This window comes from Microbacterium sp., assembly GCF_036823965.1.
Classification (GTDB): domain Bacteria; phylum Actinomycetota; class Actinomycetes; order Actinomycetales; family Microbacteriaceae; genus Microbacterium.
The window spans coordinates 19,519-36,856 of sequence record NZ_DAITBE010000016.1 but is presented as its reverse complement, the minus strand read 5'-3'; the positions used below and the strand labels follow the sequence as shown (position 1 = coordinate 36,856).

Here is a 17,338-nt window from a genome sequence, read left to right as displayed (position 1 = left end):
GGCTCCGCCCCATCCGGATCCAGATACGCCATGATCACCCGGGCATACGCCCGCAAGTCTTCCGGCGTCGCCGGCGGTCCGCTCTCCTCCAGCGCACCCGCAGCATCCGAGTCACCTGCGACACCATCGTCGCCGCCCCCGTCACCAGCGTCCTCGACCGCGACCAGTCCCCGTGCGAGCGCCGCGAGCTGCGCGTCCGCCCGCCACCGCTGCACCGCACCCACCCGCCGCTGCGCCTCATCCACCGGACCCACCGCCGCCAACAACCCCGAGATCCCGATCGTGCCGTCCAACAACGCTTCCCGCAGGCGCGGCCACCGAGCCGCCTGCCACCCACCCGACGACAGATCCTCCTCCCGGAACACCGACGACGCAGCCTTCACCACCCGCCCTGCCCCAGACGCATCCACCCGCAGCACCCGCTGCAACAACTCGTTCATCGTCCGGCACCCGAACTGCCCACAGAACGCCAGATCCCCCGACCCCGAAGGACGAGCGGGCACCGACGCCACCGTCTCCACCACCACCGCATCCAACCGCCGCTGCGCCTCACCAGCGAGCCGCAACACCTGCATCTTCGCGTCGTCCGACAACAGACCGAACCCGTCCCCGGACAACACCCGATCCAGGTCAGCGACGACCCGCTCCAGGGTTTCCTCGGTGCTGTCCATACCCCCATCCAACCCAGGACCACCGACATTCCCACCCCGAAAACCCCAGACCAAACCAATATTCCAGAATGCGATCCAGAACCCTCGCTGCATCGCGAATCGGCACGCCAGTCGAGCCGATGCCGTTCATCCCACATCAGCGGAGGCATCCGGGCTCGGAACCACAGCACCCGCCCAGGAACAACCGAGGTGGCGAGCCGACCGACCCCGCAGAACCCACCCCGGCACGACCGAAGGCATGAGCCGCCTGACCCACGAACCCGACCAGACACAACCGAAAGCACCGGCCGACCAATCCCCGGGCCCGCACCCCCTCACTCCATCGTGAAGTCCTCGAAGATCAGAATCGTGCGCGTCGAACGGATCGACGGGATCGCCTGGATGTCTTCCAGCACGATGCGACGCAGGTCCCGCGCATCGCTCGCGCGCACGAGCAGGATCACGTCGTAGTCCCCGCCGACCAGTGCCATGTGCTCGATCTCGGGGATCGCCCGCAGCCGCGCACTCACGTCCTGCCAGGTCGCCTGCTCGATCGCGAGCGTCACATATGCGCTCGCGTGGTGGCCGAGGAGCACCGGGTCGGTGCGCACGCTGTAGCCCGTGATGACACCGGCCTCCGTCAGTCGTCTGATGCGGGCGTGCGCGCCGGCACGCGAGATGTGCACCGCGTCGGCGATCGCCGTCATCGAGGAGCGCGCGTCGCGCCGCAGCTCCCCCAGGATCGCGTGGTCGATCTCGTCGAGCGTGGTCATGGCACCCCTTTGTCGCACCCGCCTTCGGGTGGTCGAATTCTGACACTTCGATCCCCTGGGAGGCAATTCCCGCATGATCGTTCAGTATTCCGCGGCATCCATTGGACGACTGACGAAATCGAGGGATGATCTCCACATCGAGTTCGGCAAGGAGGGCGGACGGATGCTGCACACGGACATGCTCCCGCGAGACACCGCGGTGCGTCTGATCGACGAGGACGGCACGACCATTCCGGACGAGCAGTTCGCACTGCCCGACCCGGATACCCTGCTTCGTGCCTACCGCGGCCTCGTCGAGGGGCGGCGTATCAACGATCAGGCCGGGGCGCTCGTGCGCCAGGGGCGCCTCGCGGTGTACCCCTCCTCGCACGGCCAGGAGGCGTGCCAGGTCGCCGCATCCCTGGCGATCGCCGAGACGGACTGGCTCTTCCCGACCTACCGAGACTCGGTCGCCGTGATCGCGCGCGGCGTCGACCCGGCCGATGCGCTCGTGCTGCTCAAGGGCGACTGGCACTCAGGCTACGACGTGCGCGAGCACCGCGTCGCGCCGCAGGCCACACCGCTCGCCACCCAGCTGCTGCACGCCGTCGGCTTCGCGCAGGCCGCCAAGCATCGCGGCGAGGACACCGTGGTGCTGGCGCTCTGCGGCGACGGCGCGACGAGCGAGGGCGACTTCCATGAGGCTCTGAACTTCGCGGCCGTGTTCCACGTGCCTGTCGTGTTCTTCGTGCAGAACAACGAGTTCGCGATCTCGGTGCCCCTGTCGCGCCAGACCGCCGCTCCGTCACTCGCCCACAAGGCGATCGGCTACGGGATGCCCGGCCAGCGCGTCGACGGCAACGACGTCGCGGCCGTCCTGGCAGTGCTCGGCGAGGCCGTCGACCGGGCCCGGTCAGGCGGCGGGCCCAGCCTCGTCGAGGCGCACACCTACCGGATGCAGGCGCACACGAACGCCGACGACGACACCCGCTACCGCGAACGCGGCGAGGTGCAGGCATGGGCGGCGCGCGATCCGCTGCTGCGACTGCGCGCGTATCTGACGGATGCCGGTGTGCTCGACAGCGAGACCGAGGCGCAGCTCGCGGCCGGCGCCGAGCAGATCGCGGCGGCCATGCGGAATGCGCTGAACACCGACACCGAGCTCGACCCCGAAGACCTGTTCCGGTTCGTCACCGCGACGCGGTCCTCGCAGCTCGACGAGCAGTGGACGCTCCTCCGAGGAGAGATCGAGCGCTCGGAACCCACCGCTTCTGCACACACCGGAGGTGCCGCATGACCCTCACCCACGACGCAGACATGCACGACACGGCTGACCTGCACGGCGCAGCGACCCGCGAGTCGTCAGCCGCACCCCGCGAGGTCGCGACCATGAGCATGGCCGCTGCGTTGAACCTGGCCCTCGCGGATGCGATCGAGGCGGATCCAGACGTCGTGGTGTTCGGCGAGGATGTCGGGGCGCTCGGCGGCGTCTTCCGCATCACCGACGGCCTCACGGCGCGCTTCGGCGAGGACCGCTGCTTCGACACCCCGCTCGCGGAGGCCGGCATCGTCGGCACCGCGGTCGGCATGGCCATGAATGGGATGCGCCCGGTCGTCGAGCTGCAGTTCGACGCCTTCGCGCTGCCGGCGTTCGAGCAGATCGTGAGCCACGTGGCCAAGCTCGGCAACCGCACGCGCGGCCGGGTGCGGATGCCGCTGGTGATCCGCATCCCGTTCGGCGGTGGCATCGGCGGCGTCGAGCACCACTGCGATTCGTCCGAGGCCTACTACGCCCACACCCCTGGACTCACCGTGATCAGCCCGTCGACCCCGCAGGACGCTTACTCGCTGCTGCGCGCGGCGATCGCGGCGTCCGATCCCGTGATCTTCCTCGAACCGAAGAAGCTGTACTGGACCAAGGGCGAGGTCGACACCTCCGTCACGGCCGAGATCGGCACTGCTCGCATCGCTCGCGACGGCACCGACGTCACCCTGCTCGCCTACGGCGCCTCGATGCCGCTCGCGCTGGAGGTCGCCGACACCGCCGCCGCCGAGGGACGCAGCGTGCAGGTCGTCGACGTGCGCTCGCTGTCGCCCTTCGACGATGCGACCGTGACCGCGGCAGTCCGCTCGACCGGTCGCGCCGTGGTGATCGCCGAGGCGCCCGGCTACGCATCCGTGGCATCCGAGATCCAGGCCCGCGTCTTCGAGCGCTGCTTCGAGTTCCTCGCGGCTCCCGTGCGCCGGGTGACCGGCTTCGACGTGCCCTATGCGCCGCCCAAGCTCGAACACTGGTATCTGCCCGATGTCGATCGCGTGCTCGACGCGATCGACACGCTGCACTGGGGCGACGACGCATGAGCGCCGAACTGACGCACGCCAGCACGCGGATCTTCCGCCTGCCCGACCTCGGCGAGGGGCTGACAGAGGCCGGACTCGTGCAGTGGCTCGTCGCGGTCGGCGACACCATCACGACGGATCAGCCGATCGCCGAGGTCGAGACCGCCAAGAGCATCGTGGAGCTCCCGTCGCCGTTCGCCGGCGTCATCACGGCGCTGCACGGCGACGCGGGCGACACGATCGACGTCGGTGCACCGGTGCTCGAAGTGTCGGATCCCGCACTGCCTGGGACTGCATTGCCGGATGCCTCGGCTGCTGCTGCTTCGCATGACGTCGAGCACGAGGCATACCGCCAGGAGGAGCGGGCCGGATCAGGGAATGTCCTGATCGGCTACGGCACGACGGAACGCTCGACGACCGGGCGCCGCCGCCGTCCCGCGGCATCCGGTGCGGTGTCGCCCGTACCGTCCCGGATCCCGACGGCTCCGACCGCCGCCGCCTCCGCCTCTGCATCCGCCGCCGCCTCCGCATCCGCTGCCGCACCGGCCGTCCGTCGCCCGGTCGCCGTCCGCTCGCCGCTCGTTCGACGGCTCGCCCGCGACCTCGGGCTCGACGTGCACACGATCGCTCCGACCGGGCCGGACGGCGCGATCACCCGATCAGACGTGCTCAGGGCAGCGGTCGACGATGCCGTCGACGGCGCCGCCGCTCACCATCGCCATGCTGCGAGCACGACCGACACCGCCGATGCACTCGACGGACTCACCGTTCGCGGGCGCGAGCGGCTGTCGCCGCTGCGACGGGCCGTGTCGGCGAAGCTCAGCCGCAGTCGCGCCGAGATCCCCGAGGCCACCGTCTGGGTCGATGTCGACGCGACCGAACTGTGGGAGCTTCGGACGCGGATGGCGCCGGAGGGCGGGAGGGCTGCGTCTGTGACCGCGCTGCTCGCCCGGTTCGTCCTGCTCGCCCTCGAGGATCATCCGGTGCTCGCCTCGCGACTCAGCGATGACGGCGAGGAGCTCATCTCCTTCGACGGCGTGAACCTCGGCGTCGCCGCCGACACCGAGCGTGGCCTGCTGGTCCCGGTGATCCCCCGCGCCGATTCGCTCAGCGTCGACCAGCTCGACTCGGCCCTGCGCGAACTCGCCGGCACGGCACGCGCGGGAACGCTGCCGCCCGAGCGACTGCGCGGATCGACCTTCACGCTGAACAACTACGGCGGGCTCGGTGTCGACGGCTCGGCCGCGATCATCAACCACCCGGACGTCGCGATCCTCGGCTTCGGCCGCATCATCGAACGTCCCTGGGTCGTGGAGGGTGCGATCGTCGCGCGCCGGATCGTGCAGCTCTCACTCGTCTTCGATCATCGGGTGTGCGACGGCGGCTACGCCGCGAGTTTCCTGCGTCGCGTCACGGAGCTCATCGAGCATCCGCTTCGCGCCTTCGGGCGGGTGTGAGGCCGCCGCACGCGACGACCTCGCACCGCTCGAAGCTCAGAAGAAGTCGAGCGTGCGCTTCGTGGCGTCCTCGACGGTGATCCCGACGATCAGGGCACCCGGTTCGACCACGTCGCGGTCTGCGCGGAATCGGAACAGGCGCCCGTCACGCGTCGCGACGTCGTACCAGTCGTCACCAGAGGAGACGACCGTGACGGTCGTCCCTCCGGGATACGCAGCGATCGCGTCGGCGATCGGAGCACCCACACGGACTCCGCCCTTGGCCGGCAGCGCCGCGCCATCCTGCGAGATCTCCTCCAAGGACCGGTCGTTGCCGGCCGTGATCGATGCGACAGCCGAGCCGTCGTCGGCCGCCGCGATCAGCAGGGACGCCGTGCCCTCGGCGTTCACGAGCCTCCACGGTGCGCCCTCGTACTCGGGGTCGACGACCTGCGCAGCCTGCCCTGCGGCCAACGCCACATCGATCGGATCCCCGATGTTGATCGGACCGACACCGCCGTCCGCGATCTCCCACTCTCCCCAGGGCGCAGATGCGTCGATATCGGGCGCGGGCTCGTTCGTCGGAGGGTTCGCGGTGAGGTCCTCGACGAGCGCGGCCTTCGCCTCCACGGCCCGGTCCTGAAGCAGGGTCGCGACCGCTTCGGCGTCCGGCCGGGCATCGCCTTCGACCGACTGCGACACCTGCACGAGCACGTTGCCGACAGCGGCATAGGCCGAGAACGTCGACCAGCCGCCCTCGAGCTCGGGCAGTGTGAGCGTGCCGGCCAGGGCCCGCACACCATCGGACTCCACCGGGATCACCGATTCGAACGTGGCCGCGCCGTTGACGTCGAAGGTCGAGCACTGCGCCGCCGTCTCGACGAGCTGATCCATGCGCGCCTGCGCCTGCGCCTCATCGGCGAACTGGAGCGCCAGCATCTGTCCGAAGCGGGAGTCGGCATCGCTCGTCGTGGTCCAGGTCACGTTGCGCGAGCCGACGCTCCACAGCGACTGCTCGAGGAACAGGGTGCTGCAGATCTCCGGCGCCGGCTGCGGTCCCCCACCATCGGAGATCTGCTCGAGCACTGACGTCGGCTCACCGATCTCGGTTGCCCCTGGCAGGGACGATGCGATCTCGTCCGCCGACAGCAGGAACCAGTTCAGCTCATCGCCGACGAAGAGTGCGGGTCCGGCGTACGCCGCCGGCTCCGTCGTCTCCGGCGCAGGGGTGGGCGTGGGTTCGGGGTCGGCCTCCGGCGCGCAGGCGGTGAGTGCGAGCAGCGTGCTGACCGCCATGACGCCGACAGCGAGCCGGATTCGGGTGGATGTGGAACGTTGCATGAGACCCCTCCGTCATGTCGTACAGCACCGCAGATGGCGCCCGCGCGTCGAGCCTATGGCGCACGACACGGCGGCGACAGGGCCGAGGAGCATGTCGAGATGAGACCGAGACGAATCGCATACCCGAGCGCGCATATATGCCGCTGCGGAGCGTGTCAGGCGGCGTCGCCTCCCGGCAGGACGGCGGATGCCGCGTCACGGGCCTCATGCGCGGTCGCTGCACCGGACGCCGCCACGGCCGCCGCCGTGCACGCCGCCGGGCGCACCGAGTCGAGCGCCGCGGCCACTCTGCCGAGCGATCGCGACGTCATCGACAGCGTGGTGACGCCGAGCCCCACCAGCACCGGCGCCAGCGCCGGATCGCCGCCGGCCTCGCCGCAGACACCGACCGGTTTCCCGGCTGCTCGCCCCGCCTCGCCGACCAGGCCGATCAGCCGCAGCACCGCCGGCTGCCACGGATCGTTCAGGTCGCCGAGCTCGCTGAGCAGCCGGTCGGCGGCCAGCGTGTACTGCGCGAGGTCGTTCGTGCCGAGGCTGACGAAGTCGACGATCTCGAGCAGTTCGGCGGCGAGCAGTGCCGCTGACGGGGTCTCGATCATGATGCCGACGCGTGCGAGTCCGGCAGCGCGGGCGCGGTCCGCGAAGTCGCCGGCCTCCTCCACCGTCGCCACCATCGGCGCCATCACCTCGACCTCGGCGGATTCCGCCGCAGCAGCGAGCGCGAGCGCCCGCAGCTGATCGTCGAGCAGCTGCGGAGAGCGGCGCGAGATGCGCAGGCCGCGCACCCCGAGGGCGGGGTTGTCCTCGGAGTCGGAGTTCGCGAACGGCAGCGGCTTGTCGCTGCCGGCGTCGAGCGTGCGCACGACGACCTTCCGACCGGGGAAGGCGGCGAGCACGCCACGGTAGGCGGCGACCTGCTCGTCGACCGTCGGCGCATCCACACGGTCGAGGAAGCAGAACTCGGTGCGGAACAGACCGACGCCCTCGGCACCAGCGGCAGCGGCGGTCTCGGCATCCGCTGCGCCACCCACGTTCGCGAGCAGCGGCACGCGGTGACCGTCTGCGAGTTCCCCGCGGCCGTCGAAAGGAACCACGACCGCGGCGGCTCTGGCCTCGGCGATGCGCGACGCCGACGGATCGACCTCGACCGTGCCTCGATCGCCGTCGACGAGCAGCACCGCCGCATCATCGATGCCGGATGCCCCGACGACGCCGACCACAGCCGGCAGGCCGAGCGATCGGGCGATGATGGCGGTGTGCGAGGTCGGTCCTCCCTGCTCGGTGACGAGCGCGACGCAGTTCCCGCCCTCGAGCGCCGCGGTGTCGGCCGGCGCGAGATCCGTCGCGACGAGCACGAACGGCTCGTCGCTCTCGGGGAGACCCGGCAGGTCGACCTGGAGGATCTCGGCGATGATGCGGTCGCGCACGTCTCGGATGTCGGCTGCGCGCTCGGCCATCCGACCACCGAGCGCTGCGAGTCCGCGTTCGTGTGCGCCCGCGGTCTCCCAGACCGCTCGTGCGGCGCTTCGGCCCTTCGAACGGACGAGCGCAGTCGCCTCCGAGACCAGCTCGGGGTCAGAGGCCAGCAGTCGCGAGGCGTCGAGGATCGCCCGCGTCTCACCCGTGGCCCGGACCGTGCGCGATCGGAGCTGGTCCGCCACCGCCACCGATGCCCATTCGATCGCCGAGGCTTCAGCCGCGCGGTCCGCCGGCGGGATGATCGCGGTCGGGTCCGGCTCCGGCAGCGCGGGTGCGAGATGCCGAACCGGCGCGGCGGTCCGGCCCGGACTCACGCCGCGCCCGCGGAGCACGGCACCGGAGATGATCGGGGCGGATGCCGCCGGCACGTGCTCGGCAGCGGGCTCGACCGACGTCTCGACCGCGGCCCCCAGGGGGACCTCCACCGCAGCGGTCCCCTCGCCGAAGCCATCGTCGAACAGCGCGGCGAGCCGGTCGAGGGCGGCATCCGCCTCCGGTCCGCGCGCCGACAGCTCGACCTCGTCGCCCTGCCGAGCGCCGAGCACGAGCAGCCGCGACAGACTCGCGGCGGATGCCTCAGGGCCGTCGGGCAGACGGCGGAGTCGCACGTCGGCTCCTGCCGATGCCTCCGCGATCAGCGCCGCCGGTCGTGCATGGATGCCGAGCGGATTCCGCACCACCACGCGGCGGGTGCGCGCGTCGGCGCTGTCGTGCGAGACCGGTTCGGCGACTCCAGCAGCGGGTTCCTCCCCGAGCTGACCCGTCTTCGCACCCAGCGCGGCAGCTGCCTCGGCCGCGACCGCATCGAGCGATCCACCGGCTGCGGCCGAGACCACGGCAGCCAGCAGCCCCTCGACGAACGGCGCAGGCGCGAGGCGCACCGGCACGTCGCTCATCCGCAACTCGAGCGCGAGCTCAGCGCTCAGCACCGCGGAGCCGAGGTCCATCAGCACCAGCACCCCGTCGCAGTCGGCGGCGAGCTCGTCGATCGCCCCCGCGACGGCGACCGCGTCCGTACCGAGGATCGGCGTGCCGTCCGGTTCGGTCCCGGCGCCAGCCGCGACCTGCACCCTGACGCCGCCGCCCTGCACCATCTGCAGGGCAAGCTCGAGAGCCGCCTCCCCGAGCTTCGCGCTGTGGGAGACGGCCACGATCCCGATCATCAGGAGCTGCCGGCGATGGCGGCCGCGAGCGTGTCGAACAGCAGCGCGGTGGACGCCGCGCCCGGATCGAGGTGCCCTGCACTCCGCTCACCCAGGTAGCTCGCCCGGCCCTTGCGCGCCACGAGCGGCACCGTGGCGTCGCGACCGGACTCGGCTGCATCCGCTGCGCTCCGTGCCGCAGCCGTGAGGTCCGCTCCCCCGGCGATCGCCGCGTCGAAGGCATCGACAGCCGGTGCCATCGCATCGAACATGGTCTTGTCGCCCGCCTCGGCCTTGCCGCGTGCGACGATGCCGTCGAGCCCCGCCCGCAGTGCTGCGGCGAGTCCGGCGGCATCGAGCTCGGTCACCGCTCCTGCGGTCATGCCCATCCGCAGGAAGAGCGTGCCGTAGAGCGGACCGCTCGCGCCGCCGACCGAGCTGACCAGCGTCATGCCGACGCTCTTCAGCAGCTCGTCGACCGTCGCCGGTGCACCGGCGTCCAGCTTCTCCACGACGGCGGTCATGCCGCGAGACATGTTCGAGCCGTGGTCGGCGTCGCCGATCGCCGAGTCGAGTTCAGTGAGCCACTCGCGCTGCTCGGTCACCGCATCGCGGAACCGCCTGACCCAGTCGAGCAGGGTCGTGGTGTCGATCGTCGTCGTCATCGGATCACACCCCCCAACGCAGGCCGGGGGTGTTCACCGGCGCATCCCACAGGCGCAGCAGCTCGTCATCGACCTTCAGCACCGTGACGGAGCATCCGGCCATGTCGAGCGAGGTGATGTAGTTGCCGACCAGGTTGCGGGCGATCTGCACGCCGGCCGCCTCGAGGAGCTCGGCGACCTCGGCGTACATGAGGTACAGCTCGATCTGCGGGGTCGCACCCATGCCGTTGACCATCACGATCGCGGGTCCTGCGAAGTCGAGGTCGGCCAGGATCGGCTCGACGAGCTGCCTGGCGATCTCGGATGCCGGGGCCAGCGGCTCGCGGTGACGACCGGGTTCGCCGTGGATGCCGATGCCGATCTCCATCTGGTCGTCGGGGAGGTCGAAGGTGGGCTTGCCGGCGGCCGGCACGGTACAGCTCGTGAGCGCCATGCCCATCGAGCGCCCCTGACCGTTGACGCGTTTCGCGAGTGCGACGACGGATGCGAGGTCCTGGCCCTCCTCCGCTGCGGCGCCGACGAGCTTCTCGAGCAGCACCGTGAGTCCGACGCCGCGGCGTCCTGCAGTGTAGAGCGAGTCCTGCACCGCGACGTCGTCGTCGACCACGACCGTGCCGACCTCGATGCCCTCCATCTCGGCGAGCTCTGCGGCCATCTCGAAGTTGAGCACGTCGCCCGTGTAGTTCTTCACGATGTGCAGCACGCCGGCTCCGCGGTCGACCGCCTTCGTCGCCGCCTGCACGCGGTCCGGAGTGGGTGAGGTGAAGACCTCACCGGCGACGGCGGCATCGAGCATGCCGGGGCCGACGAACCCGCCGTGCAGCGGCTCATGGCCGGAGCCGCCACCGGAGACGACGGCGACCTTCCCCTGCTCCTTGGGCGTGGCGCGCGTGATCACGTGCGTCTCGAGGTCCACCGAGAGTTCGGGATGAGCGCGTGCGACACCGCGCAGCGACTCGACCAGCACGTCTTCCGGGGCATTGATGAGTTTCTTCACCGTGCGATCTCCTTTGATCATCGTCCGCAGAAATCCGAAAGGAATTCGTTAATGTCGAATATGCTCGGACGCAGTCGGGTTGTCAAGGTGTTCCTGAGACGCGACGCGATGCCGGCTCGACGACGAACCGGAAGAGAGGACGGCCGGATGATCCAGGCCATCGACCGCGCCGCCAAGGTGCTCGAACTGCTGCAGGGTGCACGCCACCTCGGCATCACCGACCTCGCAGCTGCACTGAGCCTTCCGCCCTCGACCGTGCACGGCATCGTCAAGTCGCTCCGCGCCCACGGCCTCGTCGCGAAGGAGCGCGGCGGACAGCGCTACATGCTCGGCCCGACGCTGCTGCGGCTCAGCAATGTCTACCTCGACACACTCGACGTGCGAGCGCGAGCGATGCGTTGGACGCAGGAACTCGCACGCCGCACCAGCCTGCCCGTGCGCCTCGGCGCTCCGCATTTCCACGAGGTGCTGGTGATCAACCACGACCTGCGCCCCGACGACAGCCAGCAGATGCTCGAGACGGGCGTCGCGATCCCCGCGCACGCCTCCGCCATGGGCAAGGTGCTGCTCGCCTACGACCTGGGCTTCCAGCGAACCGTCTTCGAACGACCGCTGCGCAGCCTCACGGGCGACACGATCACCGACATCGCGCGGCTGACGCTCGAGCTCCCCGCGATCGTCGAACGCGGCAGTGCGAGCGAGACCGATGAGGCGGTGCTGGGCGAGTCCTCGATCGCCGCCCCGGTCGCCGATGCATCCAACGACATCGTCGCCGCCGTCGCGGTGGTGATGCCGACGTCGCAGGCTCCGGCATCCGATGTCGTCCTCAACGCCCTCCGCGAGACCGCTCGCAACATCTCCCGCGAGCTCGGCGCGACCTCATGGCCGCCACGCATCGCGTCGGCCGAGGACTAGTCGACCTCAGCGCGACTGCAGTCCGTCCAGGCTCACGCGGAGGATGTCCTCGCCGAGCTCGTCCGGGTCGACGGGGCCGCCGGGTCGGTACCACTCCACGACGGAGTTGATCATGCCGAAGATCAACCTGGTCGCGACCGCCGCATCGACGTCGTCGCGGATCAGTCCCTCGGCCTGCGCCTCGGCGACGATCGCCGTCACCCGCTGATCGAACGCACGTCGGCGGACGAGAGCGGACGTCTCGACGTCGCCGTTACCTCGCACGCGCAGCAGCAGCGTGACCGAGGGCAGCTTCTCGGTGAGCACTCGGACCGCGCCTCGGATGATCGACCGCAGGCGGTCGGAGGCGAGCGGATGCCGCGCGATCGCGTCGTCGACGACGGATTCGAGCGCATCGAGTGCATCGTTCAGCGCGAGCTCGAGGATCGCCGACTTGGACTCGAAGTGGTGGTACAGCGCGGACTTGGTGAGCCCGAGCGTCGCGCTGAGGTCGGCGACGCTGGTCGCGTCGTACCCCTGCTCGTTGAACACCTTCACGGCGACCGCGAGCACCTGCTCACGGTCGTAACCGGGCCGACCGCGCTTGGGGGTCGGCGCCTCGAATCCGGGCTGCACCATAGGGGTCAGTCTGTCATTCCCGATGAGTTGCCATTCGCGCGGCGATCTGCAATCGTATTCCTGACCGATCGGTCTGAAATTATCGCCGGCGTTGGCGATCGAGAGGATGACGATGTCCGAGGCCTATCTCGTCGATGGCGTCCGCACCCCCGTCGGCCGCTACGGCGGCGCACTCGCGAGCATCCGTCCAGACGATCTGGCCGCACTCGTCGTCGCCGAGACCGTCACCAGATCCGCGATCCCCGCTGCGGCGATCGACGAGGTCATCCTCGGCGCCGCGAACCAGGCCGGCGAGGACAACCGCAACGTCGCGCGCATGGCGGTGCTGCTCGCAGGACTCCCCGAGTCCATCCCGGGCCTGACCGTCAACCGCCTGTGCGCCTCCGGCATGTCGGCCATCGCGATCGCCGCGAGCACGGTGTGCGGCGGCGACGCCGACCTCATCGTCGCGGGTGGTGTCGAGTCCATGACGCGCGCGCCCTGGGTGCAGGCGAAGCCCGAACGGGCATGGGCCAAGCCGGGTGCGGCGTTCGACACCTCGATCGGCTGGCGCTTCACCAACCCTCGGCTCAGCGCTCGTGATACGTCCACCTTCTCGATGCCGGAGACCGCGGAGGAGGTCGCCCGCGTCGACGGGATCAGCCGCGCGGATGCCGATGCCTTCGCGCTCCTGAGCCATCAGCGGGCCATCGCCGCGATCGACGCCGGGCGCCTCGCTGCCGAGATCGTCGGGGTCGACACCGGCCGCGGCACGGTCGACACCGATGAAGGGCCGAGGCGGGAGACCTCACTCGACGCCCTCTCGGCGCTGCGTCCGGTCGTCACCGGCGGCTCGGTCGTCACCGCCGGCAACTCCAGCTCGCTGAACGATGGAGCATCCGCCATCGTCGTCGCGAGCGCCGACGCGGTCGAACGGTACGGGCTTCGTCCTCGCGCACGCATCGTGGCCTCCGCGACCGCCGCCCTCGCCCCGGAGATCATGGGGCTCGGCCCGGTCCCGGCGACGCAGAAGGCACTCGCGAAGGCCGGGCTGCAGGTCGGCGACATCGACGCCGTCGAACTGAACGAGGCGTTCGCATCGCAGTCGCTCGCCTGCATCCGCCGACTCGGCCTCGATCCCGAGATCGTGAACGCCGACGGCGGGGCCATCGCACTGGGGCATCCGCTCGGCTCCAGCGGGTCGCGGTTGATCGTCACCCTGCTGGGTCGCCTCGAGCGCGAGGGGGCGCGCTACGGGCTCGCCACCATGTGCGTCGGCGTCGGCCAGGGAACCGCGATGATCGTGGAGCGTCTCGGATGACGCTGCGCATCGAGGAGCGCGACGACCGGGTGATCGCCACCCTCGACCGCCCCGAGAAGCGCAACGCGATCGACCGGGAGACCATCGACGCCCTGCACCAACTGTGCGCCGAGCTCGAAGCCTCCCCGCGCACGCTCATCCTCACCGGCTCGTCCGGCGTCTTCGCGGCCGGTGCCGACATCGCCCAGCTCCGTGATCGCACCGCCGAGGACGCGAGGACGGGCATCAACGCGATGGCCTTCATCCGGATCGCCGAGCTGCCGATGCCCGTGATCGCGGCGATCGACGGCTACGCGCTCGGCGGCGGAGCCGAGCTCGCCTACGCGGCAGACATCCGCATCGCCACACCGTCGCTGCGCATCGGCAATCCCGAGACCGGGCTCGGCATCATGGCTGCGGCCGGCGCGACCTGGCGGCTCCCCGAGATCGTCGGCGATGCGAGGGCGAGCGAGCTGCTGCTCACCGGGCGGACGCTGGATGCCGACGAGGCGCTGCGCTGGGGATTGGTCTCGTCGCTGCATCCAGCCGAGGATCTGCTCGCGGCGGCGCACGAGATCGCCGATCGCATCGGGGCCAACGACCCGCTGGCGACCCGGCACACCAAGCGAGCGCTCCGGGCTCCGCGATCGCAGCATCCGGCGATCGAACTGGAACTGCAGGCGGAGCTGTTCGAGTCGCCGGAGAAGCATCGCCGCATGACCGCGTTCCTGGAACGGACGAGTCGATGAGCGCCGACGCAGCGCCGACACGCACCGCGCCGGACCGCGTCGGTGTGCTCGGCGGCGGGCGCATGGGCGCCGGGATCGCGCATGCCTTCCTGCTGGCTGGATCCAGCGTCAGCATCGTCGAGCGTGACGACGCCAGCGCGGATGCCGCACTGGACCGCGTCAGCGACAGCATCCGCCGGTCCGTCGACCGCGACCCGTCGCTCGATGCGGCGGAGCTGAACGGCCGCCTCTCGACCGGCACAGACATCGCCGCATTCGGGCAGTGCGACCTCGTGATCGAGGCCGTGCCGGAGGATCGCGAGCTCAAGGAGCAGGCGCTCGCCCTCGCCGAGGCGGCGATGCCGACGCATGCGACGCTCGCCAGCAACACCTCCTCGATCTCCATCGACGACCTGGCCGCGAACCGGCTGCGCCCCGCACGGTTCCTCGGGCTGCACTTCTTCAACCCGGTGCCCGCATCAGCGCTCGTCGAGATCGTGCCGGGCGCTGCGACCGACGCCGACGTCGTCGAGCACGCCGGCGGCTGGGTGACAGCCCTGGGCAAGACGCCGATCGTCGTGAGCGACTCCCCAGGGTTCGCCTCGTCGCGGCTGGGCGTCATGCTCGGCCTCGAGGCGATCCGGATGCTCGAGGAGGGCGTCGCGTCGGCGGCCGACATCGACGCAGCGATGACGCTCGGGTACCGGCATCCGATGGGTCCGCTGCGCACCACCGACATCGTCGGTCTCGACGTGCGCCTCGGCATCGCGGAGGAGCTGGAGCGAGCCTTCGGCGAGCGCTTCGCACCGCCGGCACTGCTGCGCCGCATGGTCGCCGAGGGAAGACTGGGCCGCAAGAGCGGCGAAGGGTTCTACACATGGAACGAGGAGCGATGATCGACTACCTGCCGAGCTACGTCCAGGGTGCATGGTGGACGCCTGCCCTTCGACAGGCTCAGGGACCCGGCGGCGAGAGCCTGCCGACGGGCACCGAGGTCCGCGACGCCTCCACCGGCGAGGTCGTCACGACGGTCTCGACGGAGGGGCTCGACCTCGCCGGTGCCCTCGAGCACGCCCGGACGACCGGGCACGCGGGCCTCGCCGCGCTCACGTTCCACCAGCGCGCCGTGCTGCTCAAGCAGTTCGCGCTCGTGCTGACCGAGCGCAAGGACGAGCTGTACGCGCTGTCCGCGCGTACCGGGGCGACGAAGGCCGACTCCTGGGTCGACATCGACGGCGGCATCGGCGTGCTGTTCTCGTATTCCGGCAAGGGCCGCCGCGAGCTGCCGAACAGCACGGTGCACGTCGACGGTCCGGTCGAGCCGCTGTCGAAGGACGGCTCGTTCCTCGGCCGTCACGTCCACACGACGCTCCCCGGCGTCGCGGTGCAGATCAACGCCTTCAACTTCCCGGTCTGGGGCTCGCTGGAGAAGCTGGCCCCGGCGTTCCTCGCCGGCATGCCGACGCTCGTGAAGCCGGCGACGCCGACCGGCTACCTGGCTGAGGCGATGGTGCGCATCCTCGTGGAATCAGGGCTGCTCCCGGACGGCTCGCTGCAGCTCGTGAGCGGCAGCGTGCCCGACCTGTTCGAGCACCTGCGGCTCGGCGACATCGTCGGCTTCACCGGCAGTGCCTCCACTGCCGAGAGCCTGAAGGCGCACACGGCAGTGCAGACCGGCGGCGTGCGGTTCACGGCCGAGACCGACTCGATCAATGCCTCGGTGCTCGGCACCGACGCGGTCGAGGGCACGCCGGAGTTCGACGCCTATGTGCGCCAGCTCGTGGCCGAGATGACGACGAAGGCCGGCCAGAAGTGCACCGCCATCCGTCGCGCGATCGTTCCCGGCGCCTCGGCGGATGCCGTGATCGCGGCGGTGCAGGCGCGCATCGCCGAGAAGACCGTGCTCGGCGATCCTCGCGCCGACGGTGTGACGATGGGTCCGCTCGCCTCGATCGCGCAGCGCGACGAGGTGCTGCGCCAGGTGCAGAAGCTTCGGGACGCCGGCGGGCGCGTCGTTGTCGGCACGACGGATGCTCCGGACGTGCGCCTCGCCGATGGGACCACCGGTCCGTCTCCCGATGGCGCGTTCGTCTCTCCGGTGCTGTTGCGATTCGACGACGCGCAGGCCGATGCGGCGCACACGGTGGAGGCCTTCGGCCCCGTCTCGTCGCTGCTCACGTACGACACCACGGCAGAGGCGGTCGCGCTCGTCGCTCGCGGCGGCGGCTCGCTCGTCACCAGCATCGCGACGCACGATGCGGCGCAGGCCGTGGAGCTCGCCACCGGCATCGCCCCGTTCAACGGCCGGATGCTGCTGCTCGATCGCGACGACGCCCGCTCATCGACCGGCCACGGCTCGCCGCTGCCGAACCTCGTGCACGGCGGTCCCGGACGGGCGGGCGGCGGCGAGGAGCTCGGCGGCATCCGCGCCGTCCTGCACCACATGCAGCGGACCGCTGTGCAGGGCTCCCCCGAGATGCTCACCGCGCTGACCGGCGTGTGGCACACGGGATCCGTGGCGAACAGCGGCGGACGGCATCCGTTCCGCAAGTCGCTCGCGGAGCTGCGGATCGGCGACCAGATCGTCTCAGCGTCGCGCGAGGTCACGCTCACCGACATCGAGACCTTCGCGCACTTCACCGGGGACACCTTCTACGCGCACATGGACGAGACGGCGGCTGCGGCCAATCCGTTCTTCCCCGGACGTGTGGCGCACGGCTACCTGCTCGTCTCCTGGGCGGCCGGCCTCTTCGTCGATCCCGAGCCTGGCCCCGTGCTCGCGAACTCGGGGCTGGAGAACCTGCGGTTCATCACCCCGGTCTCCCCCGGCGACGCGATCCGCGTCGAGCTCACGGCGAAGCAGATCACGCCGCGCGAGACCGACGAGTACGGCGAGGTGCGCTGGGATGCCGTGATCCGCAACCAGGATGACGAACTCGTCGCGACCTACGACGTGCTCACGCTGGTGAGCAAGCAGGCGGATGCCGCATGAGGCC

Annotated in this window: 14 protein-coding genes and 1 pseudogene; 8 read left to right on the top strand and 7 right to left on the bottom strand. The window is 70.5% G+C overall.

Annotation, left to right across the window (positions count from 1 at the left end):
* Together V7Z82_RS17805 and V7Z82_RS17800 are read right to left on the bottom strand one after the other, a co-directional pair.
* Positions 1-671 (bottom strand): annotated as a pseudogene (locus V7Z82_RS17805) (hypothetical protein); the annotation flags it as partial.
* A 314-nt stretch (positions 672-985) separates the two neighbouring features.
* Positions 986-1,423: an Lrp/AsnC family transcriptional regulator gene (locus V7Z82_RS17800; protein ID WP_334153135.1), complete on the bottom strand. Its 438-nt coding sequence runs from the start codon at positions 1,421-1,423 to the stop codon at positions 986-988.
* Positions 1,424-1,586: 163 nt separating this feature from the next.
* On the opposite strand from V7Z82_RS17800, the gene pdhA reads away from it, so the two are divergent.
* From pdhA to V7Z82_RS17785, 3 genes are read left to right on the top strand one after another with little or no spacing between them, the layout of a single operon-like run.
* Positions 1,587-2,699, top strand: coding sequence for a pyruvate dehydrogenase (acetyl-transferring) E1 component subunit alpha (gene pdhA / locus V7Z82_RS17795; RefSeq protein WP_334153137.1), 1,113 nt, complete (start codon positions 1,587-1,589; stop codon positions 2,697-2,699).
* On the top strand, positions 2,696-3,763 hold the full coding sequence (locus V7Z82_RS17790) for an alpha-ketoacid dehydrogenase subunit beta (protein ID WP_334153134.1): 1,068 nt from the start codon (positions 2,696-2,698) through the stop codon (positions 3,761-3,763). The genes pdhA and V7Z82_RS17790 overlap by 4 nt, the downstream gene beginning before the upstream one ends.
* A complete protein-coding gene (locus tag V7Z82_RS17785) occupies positions 3,760-5,199 on the top strand; it encodes a dihydrolipoamide acetyltransferase family protein (RefSeq protein WP_334153133.1) in 1,440 nt (479 codons plus the stop codon). The genes V7Z82_RS17790 and V7Z82_RS17785 overlap by 4 nt, the downstream gene beginning before the upstream one ends.
* Positions 5,200-5,235: 36 nt before the next feature.
* On the opposite strand, the gene V7Z82_RS17780 is transcribed toward V7Z82_RS17785, so the two are convergent.
* The 4 genes from V7Z82_RS17780 to dhaK all read right to left on the bottom strand — a co-directional run bounded on the left by V7Z82_RS17780 (position 5,236) and on the right by dhaK (position 10,802).
* Positions 5,236-6,519 (bottom strand): sensor domain-containing protein, encoded by a 1,284-nt coding sequence (locus V7Z82_RS17780; protein WP_334153132.1) that lies wholly within the window; start codon positions 6,517-6,519, stop codon positions 5,236-5,238.
* 155 nt (positions 6,520-6,674) lie between these two features.
* Positions 6,675-9,149, bottom strand: coding sequence for a phosphoenolpyruvate--protein phosphotransferase (gene ptsP / locus V7Z82_RS17775; protein WP_334153131.1), 2,475 nt, complete (start codon positions 9,147-9,149; stop codon positions 6,675-6,677).
* Positions 9,150-9,160: 11 nt separating this feature from the next.
* Positions 9,161-9,805, bottom strand: a complete 645-nt coding sequence (gene dhaL, locus V7Z82_RS17770; protein ID WP_334153130.1) for a dihydroxyacetone kinase subunit DhaL — start codon at positions 9,803-9,805, stop codon at positions 9,161-9,163.
* Between the two features lie 4 nt (positions 9,806-9,809).
* Positions 9,810-10,802 carry a dihydroxyacetone kinase subunit DhaK gene (gene dhaK, locus V7Z82_RS17765; protein WP_334153129.1) on the bottom strand — a complete coding sequence of 331 codons (993 nt, stop codon included), beginning with the start codon at positions 10,800-10,802 and terminating at the stop codon, positions 9,810-9,812.
* Between the two features lie 147 nt (positions 10,803-10,949).
* Between dhaK and V7Z82_RS17760 the strand changes: the two genes are divergently transcribed.
* Complete coding sequence (locus V7Z82_RS17760) at positions 10,950-11,717, top strand: IclR family transcriptional regulator (RefSeq protein WP_334153128.1); 768 nt, start codon at positions 10,950-10,952, stop codon at positions 11,715-11,717.
* 6 nt (positions 11,718-11,723) lie between these two features.
* Here V7Z82_RS17760 and V7Z82_RS17755 read toward each other — a convergent pair whose 3' ends face one another.
* Positions 11,724-12,335 (bottom strand): TetR/AcrR family transcriptional regulator, encoded by a 612-nt coding sequence (locus tag V7Z82_RS17755; protein WP_334153127.1) that lies wholly within the window; start codon positions 12,333-12,335, stop codon positions 11,724-11,726.
* Between the two features lie 112 nt (positions 12,336-12,447).
* Here V7Z82_RS17755 and V7Z82_RS17750 point away from each other — a divergent pair, with 112 nt between their 5' ends.
* Genes V7Z82_RS17750 through paaZ form a run of 4 tightly spaced genes read left to right on the top strand, consistent with a single transcriptional unit; the run spans position 12,448 to position 17,334 of the window.
* On the top strand, positions 12,448-13,635 hold the full coding sequence (locus V7Z82_RS17750) for a thiolase family protein (RefSeq protein WP_334153126.1): 1,188 nt from the start codon (positions 12,448-12,450) through the stop codon (positions 13,633-13,635).
* Entirely contained in the window at positions 13,632-14,363 is a 732-nt protein-coding gene (locus V7Z82_RS17745; RefSeq protein ID WP_334153125.1) for an enoyl-CoA hydratase/isomerase family protein, read from the top strand. The genes V7Z82_RS17750 and V7Z82_RS17745 overlap by 4 nt, the downstream gene beginning before the upstream one ends.
* Positions 14,360-15,238 (top strand): 3-hydroxyacyl-CoA dehydrogenase family protein, encoded by an 879-nt coding sequence (locus tag V7Z82_RS17740; protein WP_334153124.1) that lies wholly within the window; start codon positions 14,360-14,362, stop codon positions 15,236-15,238. The genes V7Z82_RS17745 and V7Z82_RS17740 overlap by 4 nt, the downstream gene beginning before the upstream one ends.
* The gene (gene paaZ, locus V7Z82_RS17735) at positions 15,235-17,334 is read left to right on the top strand and encodes a phenylacetic acid degradation bifunctional protein PaaZ (protein ID WP_334153136.1); all 2,100 of its coding nucleotides are present in this window, start codon (positions 15,235-15,237) and stop codon (positions 17,332-17,334) included. Before V7Z82_RS17740 ends, paaZ begins: the two co-directional genes overlap by 4 nt.
* The last annotated feature ends 4 nt before the right edge of the window (positions 17,335-17,338 follow it).

What these genes read in the sequence shown, in the direction of transcription:
- V7Z82_RS17755 (WP_334153127.1), bottom strand. Translation starts at nt 12,335, where the DNA reads ATGGTGCAGCCCGGATTCGAGGCGCCGACCCCCAAGCGCGGTCGGCCC.
- V7Z82_RS17785 (WP_334153133.1), top strand. Translation starts at nt 3,760, where the DNA reads ATGAGCGCCGAACTGACGCACGCCAGCACGCGGATCTTCCGCCTGCCC.
- V7Z82_RS17780 (WP_334153132.1), bottom strand. Translation starts at nt 6,519, where the DNA reads ATGCAACGTTCCACATCCACCCGAATCCGGCTCGCTGTCGGCGTCATG.
- V7Z82_RS17760 (WP_334153128.1), top strand. Translation starts at nt 10,950, where the DNA reads ATGATCCAGGCCATCGACCGCGCCGCCAAGGTGCTCGAACTGCTGCAG.
- pdhA (WP_334153137.1), top strand. Translation starts at nt 1,587, where the DNA reads ATGCTGCACACGGACATGCTCCCGCGAGACACCGCGGTGCGTCTGATC.
- paaZ (WP_334153136.1), top strand. Translation starts at nt 15,235, where the DNA reads ATGATCGACTACCTGCCGAGCTACGTCCAGGGTGCATGGTGGACGCCT.
- dhaL (WP_334153130.1), bottom strand. Translation starts at nt 9,805, where the DNA reads ATGACGACGACGATCGACACCACGACCCTGCTCGACTGGGTCAGGCGG.
- V7Z82_RS17740 (WP_334153124.1), top strand. Translation starts at nt 14,360, where the DNA reads ATGAGCGCCGACGCAGCGCCGACACGCACCGCGCCGGACCGCGTCGGT.
- V7Z82_RS17800 (WP_334153135.1), bottom strand. Translation starts at nt 1,423, where the DNA reads ATGACCACGCTCGACGAGATCGACCACGCGATCCTGGGGGAGCTGCGG.
- V7Z82_RS17790 (WP_334153134.1), top strand. Translation starts at nt 2,696, where the DNA reads ATGACCCTCACCCACGACGCAGACATGCACGACACGGCTGACCTGCAC.
- V7Z82_RS17745 (WP_334153125.1), top strand. Translation starts at nt 13,632, where the DNA reads ATGACGCTGCGCATCGAGGAGCGCGACGACCGGGTGATCGCCACCCTC.
- V7Z82_RS17750 (WP_334153126.1), top strand. Translation starts at nt 12,448, where the DNA reads ATGTCCGAGGCCTATCTCGTCGATGGCGTCCGCACCCCCGTCGGCCGC.